At 37.2% G+C, this 22057-nt stretch carries 20 protein-coding genes; 17 read left to right on the top strand and 3 right to left on the bottom strand.

Going from position 1 to position 22057, the window contains the following annotated elements; all coding sequences use genetic code 11:
- Positions 1 to 7: 7 nt before the first annotated feature.
- From AC58UW_RS02515 to AC58UW_RS02505, 3 genes are read right to left on the bottom strand one after another with little or no spacing between them, the layout of a single operon-like run.
- Complete coding sequence (locus tag AC58UW_RS02515; protein ID WP_497419141.1) at positions 8 to 1189, bottom strand: ATP-grasp domain-containing protein; 1182 nt, start codon at positions 1187 to 1189, stop codon at positions 8 to 10.
- On the bottom strand, positions 1186 to 2397 hold the full coding sequence (locus tag AC58UW_RS02510) for an MFS transporter (protein WP_497419140.1): 1212 nt from the start codon (positions 2395 to 2397) through the stop codon (positions 1186 to 1188). Before AC58UW_RS02510 ends, AC58UW_RS02515 begins: the two co-directional genes overlap by 4 nt.
- Before the next feature lie 26 nt (positions 2398 to 2423).
- Positions 2424 to 3701 carry a tetratricopeptide repeat protein gene (locus tag AC58UW_RS02505; RefSeq protein WP_497419139.1) on the bottom strand — a complete coding sequence of 426 codons (1278 nt, stop codon included), beginning with the start codon at positions 3699 to 3701 and terminating at the stop codon, positions 2424 to 2426.
- Between the two features lie 181 nt (positions 3702 to 3882).
- On the opposite strand from AC58UW_RS02505, the gene AC58UW_RS02500 reads away from it, so the two are divergent.
- From AC58UW_RS02500 to ribD, 17 genes are all read left to right on the top strand, one after another.
- Positions 3883 to 4107 carry a hypothetical protein gene (locus AC58UW_RS02500; RefSeq protein WP_497419138.1) on the top strand — a complete coding sequence of 75 codons (225 nt, stop codon included), beginning with the start codon at positions 3883 to 3885 and terminating at the stop codon, positions 4105 to 4107.
- Between the two features lie 81 nt (positions 4108 to 4188).
- The gene (locus AC58UW_RS02495; protein ID WP_497419137.1) at positions 4189 to 5112 is read left to right on the top strand and encodes a GHMP family kinase ATP-binding protein; all 924 of its coding nucleotides are present in this window, start codon (positions 4189 to 4191) and stop codon (positions 5110 to 5112) included.
- The gene (locus tag AC58UW_RS02490; protein ID WP_497419136.1) at positions 5102 to 6172 is read left to right on the top strand and encodes a cysteine synthase family protein; all 1071 of its coding nucleotides are present in this window, start codon (positions 5102 to 5104) and stop codon (positions 6170 to 6172) included. Before AC58UW_RS02495 ends, AC58UW_RS02490 begins: the two co-directional genes overlap by 11 nt.
- 16 nt (positions 6173 to 6188) lie before the next feature.
- A complete protein-coding gene (locus AC58UW_RS02485) occupies positions 6189 to 7175 on the top strand; it encodes an ATP-grasp domain-containing protein (RefSeq protein ID WP_497419135.1) in 987 nt (328 codons plus the stop codon).
- Positions 7172 to 8395, top strand: a complete 1224-nt coding sequence (locus AC58UW_RS02480; RefSeq protein WP_497419134.1) for an ATP-grasp domain-containing protein — start codon at positions 7172 to 7174, stop codon at positions 8393 to 8395. Before AC58UW_RS02485 ends, AC58UW_RS02480 begins: the two co-directional genes overlap by 4 nt.
- Before the next feature lie 30 nt (positions 8396 to 8425).
- Positions 8426 to 9667: an ATP-grasp domain-containing protein gene (locus AC58UW_RS02475; protein WP_497419133.1), complete on the top strand. Its 1242-nt coding sequence runs from the start codon at positions 8426 to 8428 to the stop codon at positions 9665 to 9667.
- A 70-nt stretch (positions 9668 to 9737) separates the two neighbouring features.
- Complete coding sequence (locus tag AC58UW_RS02470; protein WP_497419132.1) at positions 9738 to 10406, top strand: response regulator; 669 nt, start codon at positions 9738 to 9740, stop codon at positions 10404 to 10406.
- Between the two features lie 299 nt (positions 10407 to 10705).
- A complete protein-coding gene (locus AC58UW_RS02465; RefSeq protein ID WP_497419131.1) occupies positions 10706 to 12526 on the top strand; it encodes a WD40 repeat domain-containing protein in 1821 nt (606 codons plus the stop codon).
- A gap of 30 nt (positions 12527 to 12556) precedes the next feature.
- Positions 12557 to 13309 (top strand): ABC transporter ATP-binding protein, encoded by a 753-nt coding sequence (locus AC58UW_RS02460; RefSeq protein WP_497419130.1) that lies wholly within the window; start codon positions 12557 to 12559, stop codon positions 13307 to 13309.
- Positions 13299 to 14090 carry a hypothetical protein gene (locus AC58UW_RS02455; RefSeq protein ID WP_497419129.1) on the top strand — a complete coding sequence of 264 codons (792 nt, stop codon included), beginning with the start codon at positions 13299 to 13301 and terminating at the stop codon, positions 14088 to 14090. The genes AC58UW_RS02460 and AC58UW_RS02455 overlap by 11 nt, the downstream gene beginning before the upstream one ends.
- Positions 14074 to 14877, top strand: coding sequence for a hypothetical protein (locus AC58UW_RS02450; RefSeq protein ID WP_497419128.1), 804 nt, complete (start codon positions 14074 to 14076; stop codon positions 14875 to 14877). The genes AC58UW_RS02455 and AC58UW_RS02450 overlap by 17 nt, the downstream gene beginning before the upstream one ends.
- 26 nt (positions 14878 to 14903) lie before the next feature.
- Entirely contained in the window at positions 14904 to 16265 is a 1362-nt protein-coding gene (locus AC58UW_RS02445; RefSeq protein WP_497419127.1) for a gluzincin family metallopeptidase, read from the top strand.
- Complete coding sequence (locus AC58UW_RS02440; RefSeq protein ID WP_497419126.1) at positions 16262 to 17029, top strand: formylglycine-generating enzyme family protein; 768 nt, start codon at positions 16262 to 16264, stop codon at positions 17027 to 17029. The genes AC58UW_RS02445 and AC58UW_RS02440 overlap by 4 nt, the downstream gene beginning before the upstream one ends.
- A gap of 15 nt (positions 17030 to 17044) precedes the next feature.
- Positions 17045 to 17689, top strand: a complete 645-nt coding sequence (locus AC58UW_RS02435) for a class I SAM-dependent methyltransferase (RefSeq protein WP_497419125.1) — start codon at positions 17045 to 17047, stop codon at positions 17687 to 17689.
- A gap of 95 nt (positions 17690 to 17784) precedes the next feature.
- The gene (locus AC58UW_RS02430) at positions 17785 to 19617 is read left to right on the top strand and encodes a WD40 repeat domain-containing protein (protein WP_497419124.1); all 1833 of its coding nucleotides are present in this window, start codon (positions 17785 to 17787) and stop codon (positions 19615 to 19617) included.
- A gap of 16 nt (positions 19618 to 19633) precedes the next feature.
- Positions 19634 to 20443: a GTP cyclohydrolase II gene (locus tag AC58UW_RS02425; protein ID WP_497419123.1), complete on the top strand. Its 810-nt coding sequence runs from the start codon at positions 19634 to 19636 to the stop codon at positions 20441 to 20443.
- A gap of 49 nt (positions 20444 to 20492) precedes the next feature.
- Positions 20493 to 21581: a bifunctional diaminohydroxyphosphoribosylaminopyrimidine deaminase/5-amino-6-(5-phosphoribosylamino)uracil reductase RibD gene (gene ribD, locus AC58UW_RS02420; RefSeq protein ID WP_497419122.1), complete on the top strand. Its 1089-nt coding sequence runs from the start codon at positions 20493 to 20495 to the stop codon at positions 21579 to 21581.
- Positions 21582 to 22057: the final 476 nt, after the last annotated feature.

Here is a 22057-nt window from a genome sequence, read left to right as displayed (position 1 = left end):
AAGATTATTAATCTTCCCATATAATTTGTTTGCGAAACCAGGAATCGAGCTCTAGAATCTTTTCTTTCAAGCCTATCGCGGTAGTATCTTCAATAACAAAGCCCGCCATTTTATCAATACTTCGACTGGGATTACTATAATTTTCTCCGATGATCCCAATCTTGTCATACCTCTTAACCCAATCGAATGGAATTTCATCTGGGTATGAGACTAATTTGGACTTTTTCGGAGGAACAAGTAACCAGCCATTTAATTTTTGTGGAGTATCTATTGTTATTTCTTGAACCGAAAGATTGGACATAGCTCTCAGCCAATAACTAAAGAGATTAATGGTAAATGAATTAATTACTGCATCTAGTATATAGGCTCCGCCTATACGGCTGGCAATTTCACAGAAAATCAGCTCATCTTCCTTTGTGCGGAAAACCTCTAGATGATAGGCACTAGTTGAAGGAGCAGGCATACTCCTTAAAACTTGATAGAAATATTCTTTAAGACGACCATACATACCATCCGAAGGGTGCAATTGGTAACTACCTAAGCTTTTTTGTTCAATATATGCAAGACAACCATTAATGTATTTAGATATAGAAATTACAACTTCAACTTGATTTACAAATAATGCATCTATATGATACATTTCGCCATCAATAAATTTTTCAACCATTAGATTTGTCTGCCAATCCAGCTTTGAAAACATTTCAAAATCATTATTATTTGAGATGATATTAATATTAACTGATGCAGCCGCATCTACCGGTTTAACAACAATAGGATAATCGTGTAATGAAATAAAGTCATAAAGCTCCGAAATGTTATTGATCTTTTGATAAGCAGGCACTGGTATTGAACTAGAAAGAATATTTTTCATCAGGACTTTATCTCTGAAAGCAAGAGCACTTACTTCGCTTTGTCCCGAAATACAAAATCGATCTCTTAGTCGACCAGCTAAAACAAGATCAAACTCATTTTCTGCAATTATTGCTTGAAATTGAAATATTTCATGAAGCTTAATTCCACATAGTTCCGCATAGCTAGTTTGGGATAAATCAGGAATGTATTCGAAGTGTTTAAATTTTTCTGCGTCAGGAAGTTTATGAGTACTTAAAACTACGAGTTGGTCGCTTACTTCAGCTAGTATTTCAGAATATAAATAGTTTTTATATCGGTTAATTAGCAAAATGCTCAAAATGCTTCCTCCTTTTGAATAAATAATTGTTTTCTGTGATGGGAACTAATTACATAACTTAGCATGCTTATAAAGAAAATTAGAGAGCAAAAATAAAGTAGTACGTTATTAGAATAATGTTGAAGAAAATACATCCCAGTAATAGGTCCAAATGCATTTCCAAGTGTCGTTAAACTTCGGAATCCAAAATAGGTTCCTTTATTAGAGGAATTAGAAAGATCAAGCATACTTTTTTGTACGCCGACAAATGAAACAAGCTCTCCTAAGGTCAAAATAACGATGCCGAACATATATGTCCATAAACTATAATTTTGGAAAGTTAAATAAGCAATTGAACATAGGCAAGAAGAAATAACCAACAAAATATATGGATTCAAGCGGTTTAAATATTTCGCAATCGGTATTTGAAGGGAAAGAACGATAACTGTATTCATTGTTATCATATAACTGTACCAGGTAACACCAGCACTATTCCAAACTTCTTCCATATGTATAGGTAATGTGCTTGTTAGTTGGCAAAAAGAGAAATTGAACAGAATGCCGCCTAAAGTAATCCAGAAAAGAACGCGATCATGAAATACCAATTCCAATGTTTTTAGAAAACCCAATGATTTTTTAGGTTTATCTGAAGCCAGCACAATTCGCGCAGGTTCTTTAATAAAGAAAAGGATAAGCAGGAGTAGTAGGAAAGTGAGCGTAGCAGTAAAAAGAAAGATGTACGGGGCTGATGATGTAATCATTACTGAACCCAGTAACATACCAATTACATATCCTGAATTATAAGCTGTCTGGTCGTAACTAAGTATGTGGACTCTCCGATTGTCTGGAACTAGATCAGTTAATAGTGAACGAGATACGGGATTAAAGGCGATTCGCGAAAAACCACATAGCATATTGATCCAGAAAAAACTAGCCCCATCCCTAGCATATGCTAGTCCGATTGTTGATATAGTAGACAGTATCAAAGCAGCAATCATGATAGGTTTTCTTCCATAATGATCAGAAAGATAGCCACCTATAACTCCACCAAAGATACCGGCAAGAGGGGCAATACCAACAATCAAACCAATCTCGGAGAGAGATAGGCTTGATTGTTTATTTAAATAAGTGCTTAAAAATGGAATCATTGCAGAATGTGCCATTCCTATCAGAAAGCTTGCAAAAATGAGGATGCAGATTGGAATCGATATGTTAAGTTTATTTTTCATAGAATCACCTCTATTGGTGCAATTGACTATCTATCTTGGTTCAAATCTGAGTTTGATCCTAACCTGTAATAGTATGCTGCGGATTCAAAATCTTTTTCTAAATAATAAGCTTCTCCAATGAATAGATATAGTTTTTTTAACTTTGTATTTTGTGAGGTTTGCTGATAAATAGTTTTTGCTTGAAAGAAGTATTCCAGAGCTAAACTAAGGTTGCGTTCTTGTGAGCTAATTCTACCCAGTACTACAAATAGCTGAGATTTTGTTTGTGATTTTAATTCAAATAATAATAATTCATCACATAGTTGTTTAGCTTCAACATATTTCTGAGTGCTCAAATAGATTTCAGTCAGTTCGAGCTTTGCATTTAGCATGCCACTTGAATCCGACAATGAAGTATATATATCTGTTGCTTCATGAATGTATTTTAAAGATTGATCAAACTCCTTCATTATATTGGATAAAATACTTAAATTCACAAAGATACCTGCTTTGAGTCGTTCGTTATTTGTTTCACTAAAGGAATGCAGGGCTTTTAAATATGATTTTTGTGCCTCTTTAATATTTCCAATCCTCTTGTAACAGACTCCTAGGGTCATAAAAACTTCACCAGACTTATAGAAGGTACCCTTACTTTTATTGATTTGAAGTGCCTCTAACAAATAGGTTATAGATGAGGTTAATTCATCCATATGAAAATGAAAAATTCCCAGGTTCAACAATACTTCAACATATAGAAGCGGATTGGATACAAACTGTTGCATCAACTGAAGCGATGTATTGAAGCTTTGCATAGCATCTTGTAAACGATCTAATTGATAGTAAATTAGTCCTTGTAGATTAAATGCTTTGGCACGGTATTCAAAATTTGCCGGATAAGAGTGTTGAATACTAGCTTCAACGTGTTCTTTGGCTAGATCAAACTTTTTATCTTCAAAATAATACTGAGCATATAGGAATTCTTTGATACAAATACATGTGCTATCCAGATTGTACTCATTAATAGCAGACATAACGGCAGAAAATTGATCCATTAAACGTTGTTCTAAACATTGTTCGGCTTGGAAGAGAAGAGCGGGTGCTAGAGATGAATGTTGATTGTTTTCATTATCAGATATAAAGTAAGCAACCGAACAATTTAATCGAGTTGCAAGTTTTTCTAAAATGTCATAAGAAGGAGAGGCATCCCCCTTTTCAATCTGACTAATATAACTTCTGGATACAATTCCTTCAGCAAGATCTTCCTGTCTCATCTTTAAAGAGACACGAAGTTCTTTTATTTTTCTTCCAATTATTTTTGGATCCATTATTATCTCCTTTCAATTATCATCAACTAATAACATATTAACATTTATGTTACTAAAGTCAACCTTGATTATCCCTTTTTGGAATTTCAAATTAACTGTTGACTATAAAATGTTTGTGATAGTAGAATGATGTTATTGAAAGCAACAAACAAAAATTCCCAATAAAGGAGTAGTGTTGTAAATGAAAATCAAATTATTAAGAGTATTTGCAATTGTAGCAGTTTCTGTCGTTGCTTATTGGGGTAGTTCGAATTTTGCAGAAGATGTTACACCATGGTCAATAAGTGATAAAATGCTGGCAATCGATGTTACACCATGGTCAACGAGCGATAAAATGCTGGCAATCGATGTTACGCCATGGTTAAAGAGCGATAAAAAGCTGGCAGTCGATGTTACACCATGGTAAATGAGAATAAACTGCTCGCTTCATTAAAATACCTTCATATCGTGATTAATAATAAAATTAATTAATTAATTAACGTAAGGAATGATTAATTTGTTAACTAATATTGAAGAAGTTGATGTTAAAAGAGGATATGGGGAATCATTCGGCACGTTTGGGGAGTTATTACAAGGTGTTCTTCCTAATGGACAAGATTTTCTCGTTACATTTCCAGTTGATAGATACACAAAAGCATCTTTTATTTCATTCCCCCAGAGTGATACCTTAATGGTTTTTCCTGCCTTGAAACTCAAATCAAAAAAACTAGCGCATATGATATTAACTTATTATTCCTTGCCACAGGGAGGCTGCTTGGAGTTGGTGAGTGATATTCCTGTAGGTAAAGGATTAGCAAGTTCATCCGCAGATCTAGTAGCGACAGCTCGTGCTATTTCTGACTTTTATAATCTAAATATGACAAATGTACAACTACAAGAATTTATGCGGTGTGTAGAACCATCTGATGGAGTGATGTATGCAGGAGTATGCTCATTTCTTCACAAAAAGGTGGAATTGCTAGAGTGTTACGGAGAACTATTGCCATTAACTGTTCTTTCAATTGATGAAGGCGGTATTGTAGACACGATTGAGTTTAATAAGTTAGATAAGAAATATACCAAATTAGACAAATTGGAATACGGGAAGTTATTAGAGGAAATGGCAAAGGCAATTCGATACGGAGATGTATCCAAGATTGGACAGATTTCAAGTCGTAGTGCCGCAATCAATCAAAAGGTGCAGCCAAAGAAATTCTTTGAGAAAATAATGCAAATTTGTCAAGAGCATAATTGTCTAGGTGTGATGGTAGCTCATAGTGGAACTTGTATCGGTATTTTGCTGAATCCTGAAGAAGAAACATACGTCCATAAAACAGCTAGAGTATACGAGGCACTTCTTAATTTAACAGAAAACGTTACAATTTATCATTCCTGGCAGAAGAGTAGGGAGAGTAAACGTTATGCTGTTTAGTGATATGATTTCTGGCATAGGGAACACACCATTGGTTAAATTGAAAAGCGATGAAAACACACTGTGCGTAGAGGTCTATGCAAAACTTGAGCTGCTAAACCCGTTTGGTATGAAAGACCGTGTAGCCAAAAGGACCATATTAGAGGCGAAAAGTAGAGGGCTTCTAAAGGAAGGCAGTCCAATCATCGAAAGTTCGTCAGGGACTATGGCTTGTGGCGTAGCATTAGTGGGTACCTACTTAGGACACGAGGTACATATTGTCACGGACCCCCGTATTGATCGAATCACACTAGCGAAACTGACTTCACTTGGTTGTAAAATACATATTGTAGATAAAATGGGATGTAACGGTTGGCAAAGCGCACGTTTGGAACGCTTATACGAATTATTGAAAGAATACCCGGGGGCATTCTGGCCTCAACAATACCAAAACCCAAACAATCCCAAGGCTTATGAAGAGCTGGCAAATGAAGTTCAAAAAGATCTAGGACGAGTAGATGTGCTCATTGGTTCTGTAGGAAGTGGGGGTTCCTTGTCTGGTACGGCAGAGGCCCTTCGAAGATGGAACAAAAGCATGAAGGTGATAGCTGTTGATTCTGTAGGCAGCGTTATTTTCGGTCAACCAGATATTCCAGGACGGTTACAAGGGGGACTTGGCAATAGCTTAATTGCACCCAACGTGGATTTTTCCATCATTGATGAGGTCCATTGGCTGAACGATAGAGAAGCATTCGCCGGTACCTTACAGCTTGCAGATCGAGAAAAAATTTTTGCAGGAAATAGTTCGGGATCCGTGTACGTAGTTGCCAATTGGATTCGAAAGCAATATTCGAAGAATGTAAATATTGTAGCCATTTTTCCGGATCGAGGAGATAGGTATGTCGATTCCATCTATAGTCCTGTATACCTGCAAGACAAAAGTTTAGATATCACTTCTCTCCCTGAAGGACCTGAACAATTACAATTCCCAAAAGTTGTGAATTCATGGTCTTGTTTATCCTTGGAAGGAATTACGTCTCAGTCGCAAATAATTGTTGATGACAAAACTATAAAAATATAAGTTGGAGGCAATGTATATGAGAGTTCTTATTTTAATTAGTTCATATCATGGTGTAGACCAAGCGTATATGGTGAATGGCTTTCTGAGTAAAGGGATTTCTGTTGATCTAGGCCTGGTTAATTCCCTCACTACAAAAGATTACCACGTATTTGGTGACGTTGTGTCTGTTTATTCCCCTATTTTGCCCTACGGGAGTGTAGAAGGGACGATAAACCAACTTTCAATGGAGAATTATGATCTGATTTGGGTTATGAATCAACCCCATCAATCTATTTCTCAAGATATTTGGCAAATTCTCTGGCTACTTTCCCAGCGTGTTCCCTTCGTTAATAAGGTAGAGGCAATGGTTTTCTTAAATAATAAAAACAATCTCGGTTTAATTGTTCCACCTGAAAATCTTGTTGAAAACTATATTGCTAGCAGCTTTGAGTTTTTATGGGATGTCTATGAATCTCACAGCGACGAAAAGTGGATTGTTAAGCCAACTAACGCTGGTTGTGGGGAAGATGTCTTTTTATTGGAACCAAAGGGTGCCAATAGTCGCGCAATTTTACAGTCTATGACGGGAAATACTGTAGCACGTCATTCGATTACTTTCGATAACAGTTTACTTGGAATTCAAAACAAATATTGTAGTTTACAAAAATACGCGCCAGAAGTGAAATTGAATGGAGAAAAAAGAGTAATAATCGCGGGGGGCCAAGTAATTACTTCCCATGGACGTCGATTAGCGGATAATGATCACCGGTCCAACATTGCTCAGGGAGGACATTTTATTGAAGACAATCTTACACCAGATGAGCAAAGTCTCTGCAATTTATTAGCAGAACGACTTCTGGACTATGGAATCGGCTTTATTGGACTCGATATGTCTTTCCCTTATATTTTTGAATTCAATATTGTCAACCCGGCAGGAGTAGAGGATATTGAAATCGCTACTGGGATTAACCATACTTCTGCAGCAATCGATGCCATATTGGAAGCCCGCGTAGCCCGCATATGAATAAACATATTGTAATATTAGAATCTACAACCTCCGGTTCCGGTTTAGAGATCATTCGCGGAGCTATGGATTTGGATATGGAAGTTACTTTTTTAACAAGTGACCCCATGAAATATTTCAAAACCAAGGATGATAAAGAATTTTTAGGACGGTCTATCCGAATTATTGTCACTGACACTAGAAATGTAATGACGCTGATACAGTTATTAGAGAAATTAAAAATAACGAATCCATTTCAAGGGATGGTAAGTTTAACGGATAGTTACATGGAGATAGCTGCTCAAGTAGCAGCTCATTTCAAACTTACCTTTATGTCCACCGAAGCAGTTTCAATTGCTCGGAATAAAGACCAAATGAGAGACTTATGCAGTCAAATAGGTATACCAATACCCAAATATCAAGTAATCGAAGAGTTGGATCACGCACTCCATTCTGCACAAAAATGGGGTTATCCATGTGTCATTAAGTCTTCGAGGGGGACGGGGAGCGATCAAGTTATGTTGTGTCGCGACCCCGAAGAATTAGAATATGCATTTAGAACCATTCAAAAAAGTTGCAATTCTTTAAATAGCCGAGTGTTAATTGAAGAATTTGCGCGAGGTCCCCTTTATAGTATCGAAACTATAACTTTTAGCGGTAAAACAACATACCTCGGAATTACAGACAGAACTTTAGGCGGTTTTCCTCACTTTGTAGAGATTGCAGACTCATTCCCTGTTAATATTGGCGAAAAAATGTATGAAAGAGTAAAAGAAATAGTAGGTGAACTATTTCAAAATATGGGTGTTGATTACGGGACAGCGCACACTGAGTTCATCATAACCGAGTCTGGACCCGTGATCATCGAAGTTAACCCTAGACTTGGAGGTGCTATGATTGGACCGATGATATCAGCAAGTTATGGAATAAACATTTATCATCAGATCATTCGTATCGCACTAGGCGAAATCCCAATATTTCCGCCTTGCCCTGTAGGTGGAGCTTCAGAGTATTTCGTATATCCCAATTTTGAGCAAGCGATAATGAATATTGGCGGAGAGGAATTAGCGAGAACATACCCCGGAGTACAAAATGTTGTGATTTCTGCCAAAATCGGAGATATTGTTAAGCCGCCTACAGATTATAAGGGGGAGATTGCATATGTTTGGGCGATCGGCCCAACGCCTGAGGCAGCTGCGTCTAACGCACGATCCTCTGCAAATGCGATTTGGTGGAACTAAGAATCAATTTAACAAAGGAGAATATGCGCGGTGGCCATTGTCATTTTAAATAAATCAAGACATGCAGTCTTTCCTTATGAGCAATGGTTGAAACATACAGGTGAAGATTTAATTCTTCTAAATAGTGGAAAATCCGCTGCTGATTATTACAATAAGGACTACTTTAATATTGAACCGTTCGCGGATTATGAGAGCAATCAACTAGAAAATCGGGTTTTGGAACTCGCCCGAAAATACCCTATTAGTAGACTGGTCAGTGTTTCCGAAGACGATTTAATTAGGGCGGGAAGATTACGTGATCAATTGGGTGTTGTAGGACAAACGTTTGAAAGTGCGCTTACTTTTCGTGATAAGACATTAATGAAACAAACGGCAAGTGCAGGTGGAGTCAGAGTTCCAAAGTATCAAAAAATTAGGAATTTCAATGATATAGAGAATTTTATACAGAATCACAGTTATCCTGTTGTTTTAAAGCGAATAGCTGGTTCAGGAGCAGAGTATCTTTACTTTGTTGACCGAGAGGCCGACTTGTTGAAATTTAAAGAAGAACAAAAAAATAATCTGCATGAATACGAGATAGAAATCTTCGTTACAGGAGAGTTATATCATGTAGATGGCATAGTAGTAAATAATGAAATTAAGTTTATTTGGCCATTTAAATATTTGGATGGTTGTAGTCTTCGTTCGAAAGTAATAGGAAGTTATCTGTTAGATCAAAATAACCCGATGAAGAGCAGGTTAATCGAATTTGCAACCAGGCTTTTGCAAGTAATGCCTACACCTGAGCATGCGGCATTTCATATTGAAGTTTTTCATACACCGGATGATGAATTAGTTCTATGTGAAGTTGCAAGTCGTGCAGGTGGTGGAATGATTGGAGATTGTATTTATAAATCTTTTGGTCTAGACATGAGAAAAATGTGGGTTCAAGCACAATGTGGTCTATTCGATGAAACATCGGAGCTAAAAAGTTTAGACACAATAACACCAGATATGTATACTGGCTTTGTTCTGATACCCAAAAGAATTGGAGTGCTTTCTGAATTGCCCAAAGAATCGCCTCCTGAATGGGTTCAAGAATATGTAATAAAGGCTGTGGAAGGGCATGTCTTCACGAATGATGCTCAACATACAATTGATTCTATTGCTTCTATTCTAGTAGCAGGAGAGACAGAAGAACAAGTAAAAGAGCGATCAATGGAGATGTTTGATTGGTTTATGAAACGAACAAAATGGAAAACAGCCATGGTTTGCAATGCTAATCCCTCCTAATGGTCGGTCGGGAACAACACTTAATATGCGCATCCGATATTACTTAGTGTAAAAGGAGTGGGTTATGTGTATGGATAATATCAACATTATGTTAATAGAAAGCAATGAATTTTGGCTAAGAAAAATCCTTAATCCCCTACAAAGTAGCCCTGATTTGAATGTGGTTTCAATTGTATCCGAAACAAAAGCTGCCTTACAGGTAATCATGAGTAATACTAAAAAAATTGATATTCTTATTATTGATATCAATATGGATAGAGGTTACAGCGAAGAGATTGATCTAGCAATTGAGATTGTAAGGTTGAATTCTGATATTAAAATTATTATGATTTCATCTGCGATTGATGAAGAGTTGATTCATTTATGCCTAGGTTATGGATTAGTAGAAAATTTCTTAGTCAAAGATTACATCATGGATATTCCTGAAGTGGTTAGAGCAGCATATATAAAAAAATCTTCCATTCATTTTAGTTCAGCATATATTTTTCGAAACAAATGCATGAAAGAAAATATAAAGAAGTTTAGAAAAGAAACAACAATGACAGAACGGCACATCCTTGATCTACTAAGCCAAGGGTATTCTTTATTTGACATCGCAGAAATAAAAAGTGTCAGCTATCAAAGCCTTAAGAACGAATTATATCGATTATCCAAGAAATGTACGCATCTAAAAATGGTTTGGGAAAAGGCTGGAAATAGGGAACTAGCAGGAAGGGCTAAAAAATTGGGGTTGTTCTAGGTTAGAGTAACCAAAAAACTGGGTACTGATGAAAAGAAAATTGTGTTATATAGTTAATTTCATGAGATAGGCAGTTGAAGATTGAATTGCGAAGAATAAGATTCACCTGCTCAATCCATACGAAGTAGACTATTCAAATTCCATGAAAGGAGTTGAAAAATATGAAATTGCCTGTAAAAACACAACCAAAACGTCTTTCTGGAAAAGTTGAAGTAGGTTAAACCAATATCCAAATGAATACATCACAGTGAAGATTATAATCTTCACTGTGATGTATATTTCTAGATGGGGGAATTTATATGATTCGAGAACGGATACAGCATATACGATATTCTAAGCATCATACCAAAATTATTGCTGCCGGACGTGAAGGTGGCTTGTACTCGCTTGATCATGGACTAAACGTCTTGCAATCATCACCGGTAACCAAGTACAACTTTCCAATTTGCGCTATGGATAGTAATGAACGGTTTATTTTTACTAAAGATACGTTTGGTACTATTACAAGATGGGACGCAGAATCCCTGAGACCCATTGACTATCTATGTTCAGGTCAGTTTTCTGATCAATCTTTATTAACAGAAGATGATATCGTCATTCCAAGTACTAATCATGCTTTAGCTATTCAGGAAGATCGTTTGCTAGTCACTAATGGCTATGGCCAACTGCTAGAATTATCTCAAGACCCGTTTTCATTAATACGTATTTCAGATCCTCTAAAAGATGTACATGCTGAGACAATTGAGACAAAAAAAGATGGGATTACGGTACTTTCAGATTTTAAAGGATTTGTTACATTTGTTGACCTGGTCAATAATGAGGTAGTTCATAAAGTGCGTCTCGATTTTGGACCCGTTCATTGCGTGAAATATGACCCGCGCCATGACCGTTTTTGGGCAACATCAGATAATAACTACACTTTTTATATTCTAAGCACGCAAGGTGAGATTACAGCAGAGTATCGAATTACCAACGATGACATCGAATGGATAGATTTTAATTCGGATGCCTCAATTGCATATTTGGCCTGCTTCGATCATCACTTATATATATATTCGAATGAGACCCAGACACCAGTACTTAAACAAATTATTGGACCCTTCAAGTTTCAATTGAAGCAGGTTCTTTGTGTAAATGATGATTATACATATGTACTGCTGGAATCCGGCGAAATCTATCGAGTGGATCAAGATGGTCTCATCAATAAGCAGAGCTACTTCACAGGGAACTGTGTATGGGGACTTGATGTGCATCCATCCAATGAAAGTATTGTTTATGCTGCGCTTGAGGACAGCAGTGTAGCTGTGCTCCAATACGATACAGGAGCCTATAACAGCTTAAATATACAACAAATACAACGTCATCGTTATGGCTTTGGAAGAATACGCAGAGTAGTTCCATTCCGTGATAGTTCTTTTGTAGCCATCTCATCTAAAGGCACGGTTTTTAAGGCCAATGCCCAAGGGGATATTATCTGGCACACTACTATTCTGGGAATTTGTCGTGATGTGGACGTAAACACCGATTACACGAAAATTATCGTAGGAACAGAAGCAGGTATTGCGGTTGAATTCGATGCACAAACTGGAGAAGTTCTATACACCTATTCTGTCGGCTACCCAGTCTGGGCCGTATGCTATTCTCAATCTGGTCAAATTGTAATTGGCACAAGAAGGAAAGTAATGTTCATCTATGATGGGCAAACCAATAAACTCGTACATGAGCTGCAGGTAAGAGATAACATAAAACGTTTCCGCCGTCTAGAGAATGGGAATATTTTAATGAACGGACCAGAAGGTATCGTTGAATTTAACCCTGATGGGTGGGAAATCTCCAGAGACTGGAGAGAGTGGATAACGACTACTGTCGAAAATGCAATCGTATTACACGGCTTTGTGCATACGATTAGCTACAGTTATGTCATGACTACATATGATTATGAGGTCGGGGAAGTTGTAGATAATCAAATTACAGTTCCTGATTTTCCTAAAGGGTTAGCAGGACGTACAACAGAAGATGGTCAGACACTATTATTAGTTGCTGGTAGAGGCGCATATGTAAGCCTTTATAGCATTAATGAGAACGGTGAACCAATTAAATCCAGAGACTTATATCTTTAAATTGGATAAAAGTTTGAAGGAGGAGCACGGATGATTGAAACACAAAACATTTATTTCTCTTACAAGCCTCACAAAAAATGGTTTCAATCTAACTCCAAACTTACTCCTATTCCTATATTAAATGGAGTAAGTTTGACGGTAAAACCTAACCAAATATTTGGTCTAATCGGCCCTAATGGTTCGGGTAAAACAACGCTGACCAAATTACTGCTTGGAGCCTATGAACCGGATGAAGGTCATATATGGTTTAATGGCAAGAGTAGACCGAATCTTGACAATTCAGCATGGAAACAGAAAATTGCTTGGCTATCAGGAGCGTCATCTCGGTTGTTTTCTACAATTACGCTTATCGAGCATATAGAAATGTTTAGAAGCATCTACCGTCATTTCGATGAAAATTGGTTTAAAGTGACTATAGATGAGCTTGGGCTTGCGGAACATCTTACTAAAAGACCTACAGCCCTATCATTCGGTGAACGCATTAAATTTGAAGTTGCCATAAGTATGGCTTATAAGCCACAGGTTCTTATTTTGGATGAACCGACAGTTGGATTAGATCCACTTGCTATCACACAGGTTCGGAGATTAGTGCAAGCCTATATGGAACACAATAATGTGTGTGGATTAATGACTTCTCACAATTTAAAGGATATTACAGAACTATGTTCATCCGGAGCTTTTTTACATCAAGGCACATTGATTGACTCTATTGAATCTCGATACCTGGGAAGTGTCACTTTTTTGGAGGAAAGGTATAGAGAGGTCTATAGCAATGAGAGATAGCTTGTCGCAGATAAGTCGTATTTGTGGAATTGACATTTTGTATCGGGTGATCCGATCAACTGTGAAGCAAAAGGCTGATTGGTTACTGGTCATTTATTATTCACTTCTTGTATTGGCAACAGATTGTTTCATTTGGCTTTCAGCAGGAACGCTATCCGGATATACATGGGAATACCTAGTTCAGTACTCCCTAATGTCGTATCCTCTTTGGATGATCATTGCTATCAAAGGTATTGCCAAAGAACAAGCAGATTTACTGGAGACTTCAAGATGGCAGGCTGCTGATCTCCTACCTTGCAGCCCCTCACTCCTTTTCGTTGCTCATTATATGGGGAAAACTATTAAGCAAAGGCCGCTATATGTATGGTTATTTATTTATATTATCTTGGTTCTATACCATGGAAATTCATTGTTTTTAATTGTTCTTGGTTTCATAAATCTATGTATGGGAACCATTAATCTTACATTAACTTCCATACTTACAAAGTATTATTCTCCGAGGGGTTATTCCTCGGTTATACAATCTATTTTTTACAATATGACTTGGATCTTTTCTGGTGCAGTGTTTCCACTGGGGATGATTAGCGAATCACCATGGTTCTATTTGTTTAATCCTTTTTCAGCTGCTATCTCGTCTCCATTACTTTTATTGAATGTGCATCCATCTTCAGAACTTCATTTAACCATGTTAAGTCAGTCGGCGGGAAGCTGCCTCTGGTTTGCCTTATTGATATTGCTTGCTCTTAGAGCGGAGAGGTTACGCCGTGCCAAATTCTATTAATGAGAAATTGCTTGATAATATGAACTTAGTTAAATGTGCTTGGAGAGTCAGTAAAGTGGGAATCAGTGAACGATGGCATTATGGATTGATTGAACTCATACCAAATCTAGTGTTTTATAGTGCTCATTCCATAATAGTACTTATTATGTTTCGCAATATTAATGGCGTACCTATGGACTCATCGTATCTTATCTTTTTTCTTCTAATCATGTTTTGTGTGGATTCTATAGGCGACGCTCTTATTTTTAAAGGATTAAATGAATATATTCGCTCTCTCCGTCGTGGCGAAACATTACACTACTTATTAACTCCTGGTGCCCCTTTTATTAAAGTATTTTGTTTTAGATGGGATTTTCCTATGATAGCGGTTGGATTTGTATGCGGGCTTGCTGCTATACTCATGGGATTTAAAATATTCGGACAGTCTCCTTTCATTATTTTTTTGTGTTTGACAGTAGGTATATTTGCCCATGTCGTGCTAACAAGTGCATTTCATATTATTCAAGCTCATTTCGATCCAACTATGCCTCTTCCTTTAGGAAGTCCAGCAACTAGGTTTTATACAAAACCATTGCATCTCTTCGTCAATAGTAACATTGCCATTGGAATAACAGTCATTCTTTACCCAGCCTATCTAATTACGGCTTTACCTTCTGGCATAGGTTCCAATTACCTAGTTGGAAATATGTTAACTCCGGCCCTTTGCTATATAGCGGGATTAATCAGTTTGTTACTATGGATGATCATGCTCAATAAATTGATTGTGAGAACTTGCAGGCAGAGGTGATAAGCATGTTATGGAATCTGAATACGATGTATCCGAATAATGAGGCTGACTATCTATGGACGATGGACTATACAAAGGCACAACGTTTGTGGGAAAAAGGCCTGATTTCAGAAGCTGAAGAACTTCAATCATATCTATGGACGTATGCTTACGCTAGACATGCTATGGATACAAGGGAACAGATATGGATTCACCGTGTAAATGAAGTAGATTCGTTATTTCTATATGATGAAGACGGATATGATTGCCCAGAAGAAGCAAATGAACGATACAGTTATGCAAAGAAGAATTACGAAACGTTAATTGCTACCTTAAAAGCAAAGAGATTTAATGGTCTGACTTTACATCAGGCTACGAACTCAAGTCAGATTGAGGTACGTAGACAAACCTATGAAGAAGTGAATAAGTTTGTCATGGAGCATCTCAATGAGTTTACCGAATCCCTGTTAATTCTAATTAAAGAACCTATTATTTTAGAAGAAAATTATGTAACGGTGAAGTGTAAGTTGGAATCGCAACTTCCCTGGTTTCAGGATTATTTTAGTCAAATAAGTCAGAAAAGTCATACCAAACAATTGGACTGGTACAATTTGCTTCCGCAAACGAAGAATTCAATCCAAGTTAACAATGTAGATGAAGCAGTTGAACAAATTAAAAAACTTTATAAAAAATACTCTGAAGAATGGGAAAACTGCTTCATAGAACTTATAGGACAGAATCGTATTGATATTTCGAATCAACCTTTCAAAAAACAAGCCGCTTTTACTATGCCTCTCGCTTATCATCAACTTCCTTTATGCTTTGTTCACAGTTTTAAAAATAAACTTAGTATAGAAGGTTTATTGCATGAAACGGCACATGGCATTCATTACTCAATGAATCGCCATCATCGTGAAAATTTTATAGTTCCCCATCTGTCCGTTGAGGAAATTTTTCCAACAGTCATGGAACTTTTATCTAAACTTGAATGGGAGGGGGTAGAAAGCTACTCTAACAGATTGGTAGAATTGACTTTCCTCCAGTTCATGCATGTGCAATTTAGATACAACTTAAGTTTAGTAGAGGCACATAGTCTCCAGGATATGCAATCAGTATGGACAAGCACATGTCATTCGTTCTTTGGTGGTGACATCATTCGTAATAATGAAACCAATTATACGTGGATGGTTGGTCGTCTTTTTTCGAGCCCACATGAATATGGACAAAGCTATGTTTGTGGAAGTGTAGGAGCATGGAATCTTGCAGACCAGATTTACAGTGGAAGTCAAGTGTTACCAAATCTTCTTAGTAAAGCTCTTGCGTTCTCACCTAAATTAAAAGTTCAGGATTGGAACCATGTATTAGGCTTCAATTTGTATACAAATTCTTTTCGGGAGGGAAATACGTGACAAAACCAAAGTGGATTCCTGTTCCTACCGGATCGGCCTATATAGGTAGTACGCTGGAAGAAGTGGATGAAGCCTTTCTTTTTTGGCAGGATAAGCTATTGAATCCAGAGTACAAGGTATCTTTTAAAAGTTATCTGATGAAAGAGTACCCTCGACAGACGTTACAAATTCCTGGATTTGAGATTACGGATATTTTGGTAACAAATGCGATGTACAGAGATTTTGTAGAAGACCAGTTTGAGAGAGTTCCAGAAAGCCTCACAAATTCTGATTTAGGTGGTGAGGAGGATCATCCGGTCTGGGGAGTAACCTTTGAAGAGGCAGAACGTTATTGTCTATGGTTAAGTAAAGAAACAGGACGCAATATTTCACTACCGACAGAATCTCAATGGGAATATGCCGCACGCGGTCCAACTACCCGTCAGTATCCATGGGGAGATGAATGGAACCCGCACTATTGCAATTCATACGAAGATGGAATGGAAAAAACAACCTTTGTTCGAAAGTTTGAGACAGGAAAATCATATTTTGGACTATATGATATGGGAGGAAATGTGGAAGAATGGGTATCGACCCGCTATATGGAATATCCAGGTGGAGAGTACGTTAAAGACGACATTTACTTTGCAGTAGGTGAGGATTACCGCATTCTCAAAGGAGGTTCCTTTGCAAGAGGAGGTGATTTGTGCAGAGTATCAAGAAGACATGGTCCTTTTCCTGCTCCAGAGTTTAGGTTTACAGGATTTCGTTTGGTTCGGTACTAAAAGGAGGATACGATCATGCCTATTTCTTTGGGGGCTAAAAATTACAAATCGGTGATGACGGAGGCATTTCGCAAACATTATGACCAGCAAAGTGATGTTTGGTCCAGTGATCACTCATTAATTCATTCATCTATACGAACTCTTCATGTATGGCTACATAATAATAAATTAGAAAAAGCAAATATTCTTGACATCGGTTGTGGTAATGGAAGGCACCTTAACTATTTAAAGGATGGTGCTAAAAGCTATACAGGTCTTGATATCATCAGCCAATCGAATTGGAAAATAGAGCAGGAGCAATATACATTCTCAGTAAAATTTGTAGAAGTGGATTTTTTGTCGTGGAACAATTCCAATCAGCTAGAAATGGATGTGATTCTTGATCAAGGGACATTTCACCATCAACATCCGGATGACAGAAATAACTATTTAGGCAGAGTAAGGAGAAACCTAGGGTCTACTGGATTGTTTAGTTTAGTTGTATGGGCAGAGGCCTTTATTGAGGGAGATATGGATACATTCGGACGTTTTCACGCTCATTTCGATAAAGCTGAATTAAGGAGTCTATTACTTGCTAACGGATTTCATGTCATTGAAATTAACCCGTCCATATCTAAAATAGGAAAGCAACAGTGGCATGCAATAGCAGCAATCTCATAACAATATAAGTCAGAAAATTCAAAAAAATACCGAGAAAATCCAATGATAATTTTACAATGTATTTCCAAATATACAAAGGAACAGGAGCTTATTTTATGATAACAGAGCAAGCAACGTACAATGAAACGAAATTTATTAGACACAGAGGCCCTATTACTGCAGTTACACAAATTGGAGATTTTCCTTGGGTAGTAACTTCTGCTTATGATGGGGCGGTTGCTAAGTATGCATTAGACTCTAACGAAGTTTACTTGCTTGGATATCATGATCATTTAGTAAATAAGGTTGTAGTAAGTCCTGATGGAGCTAGTGCTGCATCGTGTTCTTCTGACTACTCTATTATTATTTGGTGCTTATCGAAGTTCTCCAAAGATAAAGTTTTATTAGGCCACAGTGATGATGTAGAAGACTTTGTATTTATTGATAGTGAGACAGGGGCTTCCGCATCTCGAGATGGTCGAATCATTTTGTGGAATCTAACAACAGGCGCTGTTATTCGGATTTTCGATGGTCACAGCAAAGATGTACTATCTCTAGCCTATCATAAAGGCAAATTATATTCTTCTGGCGATGATAAAACACTTCGAGAGTGGGATGTTCAAAGCGGTAAAAACATTAACGTATGGGGACCATTTGAAGTTGAGACAGATACTTGTGCAATTGATTTAATACATGAAAGAGTTATTTTAGGTTGTGATGATGGGAAAATTCGAATTTTCAATTTACACACGGGTGTATTAATAAATGAAATTGAAGCGCATTCATCGGGTATTAAAAAAGTCTCTCTCTCTCCAGTGACGGGAGATATCCTGTCAGCAGCGTATGATCAGCGAATATTAGTTTGGGACGCGATAAGTTTTCAAATGAAACTTGAACTTGAGCAAAGCTTTATTAAGTGGGAGCGGTCTATTACATGGTCAACTGATGGAAGCAAGTTGTTGGCGGGGACATTTGATGGGACTATAATCGTATGGGATTCCCAGGCGGGACACATTCTGTGCCAAAAAGGAGCTGACCCAGATACTATTGGAAATGCATGTTTTAATGATGTTTCAATGCTAACTACGAATACTATCGTAACTGTAAGTGACGATGGTTTTGTACGCTTAATTAATCTTGAAATCCAAGAGTCAACCCGAACTGAACCTCATTCTGGGCGTTTTTTAATGAATGGTTTGGCAGCAGATTATGATATGAATTTAATCGTAAGTGGTGCGCATAATCAAAAACTACATTTCTTTAGTTGTGATAATGGATATTTACGCACAGAGAAGGAAACCTGGATCGGTGAAGGACCAATAAATTCAATACGAATTTCATCTGTTGAAAATTTTAAGAGTAATATTTTTGTGGCTTGTTATAGCGGTGCAATAGTTAGAGTTAGTAAAGATCATGGAATTCTTGGGACATATCGTCTTCATGATGGTGCGGTGAAGGCTCTACGACTACATCCAAGTTTGGATTTCGGAATTAGCTGTTCTGCAGCAGGGGAACTTATATCTTGGAGCTTAGACGGGGAGCTGTTTCAAAAGTATTTGGGGCATACTGCAATTATTAACGATTTGGATAATAGCCCCGATGGTAAACTTATTGCAAGTGTTTCCAGAGATTTCACACTAAAAGTATTTGACTTTCAAACGGGCAGATTGTTGCATTCAATTGGCTTAGGACGTCGTTCTTTAAAATCGGTTCAGTTTTTTAGTGATGATTTAGTAGTTGTTGGCGATTATTGGGGCAACATCATCTCGGTAAATTTAAACTCTGGGGAAATCAACCATAAAAGGATAGCGAAAAATGGGATTAGCAGTATCGTAAGACATGAAGATCATGTTATTGCAGTGTCCTACGATGGTGGAATTTATATGGTTCATCCAATGTCTTTAGAAATAGTTGGTGGCTATTCGGAAATGAAGCAGCGCGTGTTATAAGAGAAAGTAGGTGCGGATGTTGAAACAGGAAGTTTTAGAGATACTTTCCCAAAAAATAAATGTGTTAAAAGCTACAAATAATTATATTTACTTGTTTGGTCCTGTAAATATGCCAATTAAAATTGAGGATGAAATGTACGATTTCAATTGGTACACCTGGATCACATACGATTCGGATCAACTAAATGCAGAACAATTGATTCAGACTTTTTCAGAAATAGACATGGCACAGTATCAAAATAGTTCTATATTGACGTATGGTGAATTCCATGATGCAGATAACGCGTTCGTACGATTACATAGTATTTGTCATACTGGCGATATTTTTAATAGTCAACGATGTGATTGTGGAAGTCAGTTGCAAAATGCTCTAAAGATGATTGTTCGTTACGGTGTTGGAGGACTGGCGTATATCGCTAACCATGAGGGTAGAGGCATTGGATTGTTTAATAAAGCTATGACTTATGCATTACAGGGCGTAGGTATGAATACCGCAGAAGCGAATCTTGCATTAGGGTTTGATGTTGACAGCAGAGATTACTCGGAAACAGCCATCGTGCTCCAGTTCCTGAGAGAGAAGCCGTTCACTCTCCTGAGTAATAATCCTAAAAAATTGAGTTCCCTTTTAAAGAATGGAATTAAAATTAAGGGACGAGAAAGTTTATTAGGTACTATTAATAAGTACAATGAAAGATATCTAACTACTAAGAAGGAATTATTTCAGCATGATTTAAAATTATGTACAAGTACCTGTTCTTTAAATAAAAATGATTATAAATGTAAGTCAATGACTTGTGTAGAATCATTTGTAGTCAGCCCCTTATGAAACCCGTTAGTACGGGTTTTATTTTATCTTAAGAAGGTGAGTGTTTTGAATGAATGATTCCCACTACATGCAATTAGCAATTAATTTGACATCTAATCTAAAGGGACAGACTCTTTCTAATCCTTTGGTAGGCTGCATAATTGTAAAAAATGGAAACGTTATAGGAATGGGAGCGCATCTAAAAGCTGGAGATGCACACGCAGAAATTCTTGCTTTAAATATGGCTGGAGAAGCAGCAGCAGGAAGCACCATGTATATAACGCTTGAGCCCTGCTCACATTACGGTAGAACGGGGCCTTGTGTCACAAAAATAATTGAGAGTAAAATTTCAAGGGTTGTTGTTGCTCAATCCTATGATCCTGATGACAGGGTGTCGGGACAAGGGATCGAAATACTTCGAAAAGCAGGAATCGAAGTTAAAGCAGATGTAAAAAAAGAGGCAGCGGAAAAATTAAATGAAGAATACATATATTTCAAAAAGAATCAGTTGCCTTTTGTAACATTGAAAGTTGCATCATCGTTAGATGGTAAAATTGCTACTTCAACCGGGAATAGCCAATGGATTACAGGCAATGAGGCAAGATTGGATGGACACAAACTTAGACATGAACATTCGGCTATTTTAGTGGGCATTGGAACCATTATCAAAGATAATCCCCAATTAACTACAAGGCTGGAGTTAGGCGGAAGAAACCCCATCCGAGTGATTATTGACTCTAAACTTTCCATTCCTCTTGATAGTCAAATATTAAAAAATAATGAGATACCCACTTGGATTTTTACGACAGATCAATATGATGTATCCAAAAAGAAAACGTTAGAGCAACTTGGTGTGAAAGTGATTACGACTGGGGAGAAGCATAACGTAGATATAAACGTCCTACTAGAGTACCTTGGGAATCAGCAAATTAGTACGTTGCTGGTGGAGGGGGGGAGTGAAGTGAATTCCGCATTTTTGCAAGGAAAACATTTTCAAAAACTGGTTTTATATATAGCTCCAAAACTAATAGGGGGAAAACTTTCAGCTTCTTCTTTTGGTGGCGAAGGTTTTAAATATATGGATCAATCGCTAAATCTTAATATTAGTAGTCTCGAAAAAATAGGTGAAGATATTAAGATAGTCGCCTATCCACATTAAGAAAAATATAAAAGAGGTGCTCAATGGTTATTCAAAAACAGTATATTATTGAAATTCAGGCTATACTGGACAATTGTTTTTCCGATGCTAAAGACCATTATTTCTGGAAGTATTGGTACTGCTAATAATTTAAAGCGTATACTCGAAATAAGGAATCAAATAGACGACGGAACAGGGGATATATCGTTTTTTCAATCCAGTATCAAGATTGAAGATGTAGAAACAATATATCAATATAAAAATCTTTTATTAATGCTAGATGCATTGAACTAACGAAGGAACGATAGCGGAATATGCAGGGAGCAGCTCGCCACGCGGCAGCCGCTCCCTGCTTTCGTTAAAGTAATGAGCAGGTTAATTCAATCGTTTCTCGAATATTTTCTGAGTTGGATAATTTTATGAACTTTGTGAACATAACGTTATCTGAAAAATATGCAATGATTATTAATTGAAGGGATGATTAAATTGAAGCAAGG

It is taken from the genome of Paenibacillus sp. J22R160 (assembly GCF_059692135.1).
Note: the sequence above shows the minus strand (reverse complement) of the source record. Positions and strands in the feature narration are given on the sequence as shown.

Excerpts from the sequence above, each read along its gene's own strand:
- AC58UW_RS02510 (WP_497419140.1), bottom strand. The coding sequence starts at position 2,397 with ATGAAAAATAAACTTAACATATCGATTCCAATCTGCATCCTCATTTTT.
- AC58UW_RS02430 (WP_497419124.1), top strand. The coding sequence starts at position 17,785 with ATGATAACAGAGCAAGCAACGTACAATGAAACGAAATTTATTAGACAC.
- AC58UW_RS02435 (WP_497419125.1), top strand. The coding sequence starts at position 17,045 with ATGCCTATTTCTTTGGGGGCTAAAAATTACAAATCGGTGATGACGGAG.
- AC58UW_RS02505 (WP_497419139.1), bottom strand. The coding sequence starts at position 3,701 with ATGGATCCAAAAATAATTGGAAGAAAAATAAAAGAACTTCGTGTCTCT.
- AC58UW_RS02480 (WP_497419134.1), top strand. The coding sequence starts at position 7,172 with ATGAATAAACATATTGTAATATTAGAATCTACAACCTCCGGTTCCGGT.
- AC58UW_RS02455 (WP_497419129.1), top strand. The coding sequence starts at position 13,299 with ATGAGAGATAGCTTGTCGCAGATAAGTCGTATTTGTGGAATTGACATT.
- AC58UW_RS02500 (WP_497419138.1), top strand. The coding sequence starts at position 3,883 with ATGAAAATCAAATTATTAAGAGTATTTGCAATTGTAGCAGTTTCTGTC.
- AC58UW_RS02485 (WP_497419135.1), top strand. The coding sequence starts at position 6,189 with ATGAGAGTTCTTATTTTAATTAGTTCATATCATGGTGTAGACCAAGCG.
- AC58UW_RS02460 (WP_497419130.1), top strand. The coding sequence starts at position 12,557 with ATGATTGAAACACAAAACATTTATTTCTCTTACAAGCCTCACAAAAAA.
- AC58UW_RS02495 (WP_497419137.1), top strand. The coding sequence starts at position 4,189 with ATGATTAATTTGTTAACTAATATTGAAGAAGTTGATGTTAAAAGAGGA.
- AC58UW_RS02465 (WP_497419131.1), top strand. The coding sequence starts at position 10,706 with ATGATTCGAGAACGGATACAGCATATACGATATTCTAAGCATCATACC.
- AC58UW_RS02470 (WP_497419132.1), top strand. The coding sequence starts at position 9,738 with ATGGATAATATCAACATTATGTTAATAGAAAGCAATGAATTTTGGCTA.
- AC58UW_RS02490 (WP_497419136.1), top strand. The coding sequence starts at position 5,102 with ATGCTGTTTAGTGATATGATTTCTGGCATAGGGAACACACCATTGGTT.
- ribD (WP_497419122.1), top strand. The coding sequence starts at position 20,493 with ATGAATGATTCCCACTACATGCAATTAGCAATTAATTTGACATCTAAT.
- AC58UW_RS02425 (WP_497419123.1), top strand. The coding sequence starts at position 19,634 with ATGTTGAAACAGGAAGTTTTAGAGATACTTTCCCAAAAAATAAATGTG.
- AC58UW_RS02445 (WP_497419127.1), top strand. The coding sequence starts at position 14,904 with ATGTATCCGAATAATGAGGCTGACTATCTATGGACGATGGACTATACA.